The sequence below is a fragment of the Candidatus Electronema sp. TJ genome, assembly GCF_048287355.1.
In the GTDB taxonomy this organism is placed as follows: Bacteria; Desulfobacterota; Desulfobulbia; order Desulfobulbales; family Desulfobulbaceae; genus Electronema.
This window is the reverse complement of the sequence record NZ_JBLWEP010000002.1, coordinates 11518-14002: the sequence shown is the minus strand read 5'-3', so window position 1 is coordinate 14002 and position 2485 is coordinate 11518. Positions and strand designations below refer to the sequence as shown.

Sequence of the window (2485 nt, the reverse complement as noted above, 5' to 3'; positions counted from 1 at the left end):
GAGCGGGCCATCCCGGACATCAATGACGGCCTGAAGCCGGTGCAGCGGCGCATTTTGCAGACCCTGCGCAACATGGATGACGGGCGTTATCATAAAGTGGCGAATGTGGTCGGCGAGACCATGAAGCTGCATCCGCACGGCGACCAGTCTATCTTTGCGGCCTTGGTCAATCTGGCCAACAAAGAGCTGCTGATAGACCGGCAGGGGAACTTTGGCAATGTCTTCACCGGCGATCAGGCCTCGGCGGCGCGTTATATTGAATGCCGCCTCACGCCTTTGGCCCGCGAGACGCTCTTCAACCCAGACCTGACCGCCTTTGTTGATTCCTATGATGGCCGGATGCAGGAGCCGGTGAGCCTTCCGGCCAAGCTGCCGCTGCTTCTGCTCCTGGGAGCGGAAGGTATTGCGGTGGGCATGGCCACAAAGATCATGCCGCACAATTTGGGCGAGCTGCTGCAAGCGCAGATTGATTATCTCGAAGGCAAGGACTTCACCCTGCTGCCTGATTTCCCTGGCGGCGGGATTGTTGATGCCTCGGACTACCAGAGCGGCAATGGCCGCCTGCGCTGCCGGGCGCGGATGGAGCTGAGTGACAAGACCATCACCATCACTGAGCTGCCCGCCGCGCTCACAACAGAGAGCCTGATTGAATCGGTGGAGCGGGCGGCCAAAGCGGGGAAGATCAAGATCGCCTCGATCAGCGATTACACTGCCGAGAAGGTGGAGATTGAGATCAAGCTGCCGCGCGGGGTCTATGCGGAAGAGGTGGTGGCCGCGCTGTATGCCTTCACCGACTGCGAGCTGAGCGTTTCGCCCAGTCTGGTGCTGATCAAGGACAATCTGCCCTGCATCATGGGCGCGGAGGAGGTGCTGCGCCACAACACGGACAAGCTGCGCCGCGATCTGGAACAGGAGCTGCGCATCGAGCGGGGCCGCCTGCTTGACCGTCTGCACGCCGCGACCTTGGAGCAGATCTTCATCGAAGAGCGGCTCTACAAGCAGATTGAAGAGGAGAGCAGCGCCAAGGCGGTGAGCGATGCTGTGCGCCAAGCTTTGGAGCCGTTTGCGGACAAGCTGATCCGCAAGCCGGACAAGGAGGACATCGAGCGGCTCTTGGACATCCGCATCAAGCGCATTTCCCGCTATGATCTCAGCAAGCAGCGCAAGGACATTGACGAGCTGCGGCGGAGCATCGCCAAGACAGACAAGAGCTTGGAAGATGTGACCCTGCACAGCAAAAATTATCTGCGCGGCCTGCTTGAGACCTATGGGCCGCTGTTCCCCAGAAAGAGCGAGCTGCTCGCCTTTGACCAGGTGGACGCGCGGGAGGCGGCCATCTCCAATCTGCTGGTGGTCTATGACCGCGCTTCCGGCTTCATTGGCCATAAGGTGAGCGCGGCGCAGGCCGAGCTGCAGTTCCCCTGCTCGGATTTGGACCGGATCATGCTCATTTTCCGCGACGGCTTGTACAAGGTGATTCCAACGCCGGACAAGCTCTTTGTCGGCGGAGAGCTGCTCTGGGCCGGAGCGGTGAAGAAGCAGCTGGTCTTCAATCTGATCTACCGGGCCGGAGCTGTGAATCTCAGCTACGTGAAGAGGTTCAGGATGCCCGGCTTCATCTTGAACAAAGAGTACCGCCTGTTCGAGGAACATAAGCGTTCGGCGATTCAGCTGCTCTTGATTGGAGAAAAGGGCCTGCGGGCAAGAGTCAGTCTTGTGCCCTCAGCCAGAGCGCGGAGCAATGCGCTGGAGATCGACTTTGACGAGTACCTGATCAAAGGCGAGGCGGCCCAGGGCAAGCGGCTCAGTGAACGGGCCGTGCGCAAGGTGATCGACATCAGCGGCCAGCCGAAGCAGGAGCCGCCTGCCGCGCCTGCGCTGCCAGGGCTTGGGCTGCCCGGCTGAGGTTGTATGCCTGAAAACGAGGCCCAGCCTTTGTCCGCCGCCGCGCTGAAGACTGTCAGCAAGGGGACTGGAGTGTATCTGCTGCTGGGCGGGCGGCAGGAGGTGCTCTATGTGGGCAAGGCCAAGAACCTGCGGCGGCGGCTGGCGCAGCACGCCCGCGCCGCCCGTGCGGAGCACTCCAAGACTGCGGTCATGCTGGCCCAAGTGCGGCGGCTGGAGACCATCCTCACGGCCACGGAAAAGGAGGCCCTGCTGCTTGAGGCCAGCCTGATCAAGCGGCACCGGCCCAAGTACAATGTCATCCTCCGCGATGACAAGCAGTACCCGCTGATCAAGGTGACGGTGCAGGAGGAATGGCCCCGTCTTCTTGTCACCCGGCGCAAGGAGCGGGACGGCAGCCGCTATTTTGGCCCCTACGCCTCAGGTCCAGCCCTGCGCGAGACCCTCAATCTGCTCCATTCGCTCTGTCCCCTGCGCCGCTGCCGCAGGCTGGAGCAGCGCAGCCGCCCTTGCCTCAACTATCAGCTCCGCCGCTGCCTCGCGCCCTGCGCCGGACTGGCGGACAAAGCCGCATATCAGG

General features: G+C 61.9%; 2 protein-coding genes. Both read left to right on the top strand.

Features of this window, described 5'->3' with window-relative positions:
• The coding region (locus ACNKID_RS00275) for a DNA topoisomerase IV subunit A (RefSeq protein ID WP_417911428.1) at positions 1 to 1905 on the top strand (1905 nt) is incomplete at its 5' end.
• Positions 1906 to 1911: 6 nt separating this feature from the next.
• On the top strand, positions 1912 to 2485 hold a 574-nt coding region (locus ACNKID_RS00270; RefSeq protein ID WP_417911427.1), incomplete at its 3' end, for a GIY-YIG nuclease family protein.